The sequence below is a fragment of the Dawidia cretensis genome (assembly GCF_018598175.1).
GTDB lineage: Bacteria > Bacteroidota > Bacteroidia > Cytophagales > Cyclobacteriaceae > Ohtaekwangia > Ohtaekwangia cretensis.
Genome location: NZ_JAHESE010000217.1, coordinates 1 through 256, shown reverse-complemented (window position 1 = coordinate 256; position 256 = coordinate 1). Strand labels below are relative to the sequence as shown.

The following is a 256-nucleotide window of genomic DNA, read 5'->3' as shown; positions in this document are numbered from 1 at the left end:
TACCAGGGCGACCTGTGGTACACCGGCACCGGCGACAACGGCGGTGTACACTACAACTCCGGCGTACAAAACTTCTGGTTTTACCTGCTCTGCAAGGGCGGCAGCGGTGTAAACGATCACGACTCCGCGTACGCCGTGAGCTCCATCGGCATGGACGCCGCCGTCGACATCACCTACCGGAACCTGACAGAATACCTGGGCATCATGCCCGACTATCTCGACAGCCGCCTCGGCTCCATGCTGGCAACGGCCGATC

1 protein-coding gene is annotated in these 256 nt (G+C 61.3%); it reads left to right on the top strand.

What is annotated here, in order from left to right; all coding sequences use genetic code 11:
* Positions 1–256 (top strand): M4 family metallopeptidase (locus KK062_RS30410; RefSeq protein WP_254088135.1); only part of this gene is annotated, 256 nt, incomplete at both ends.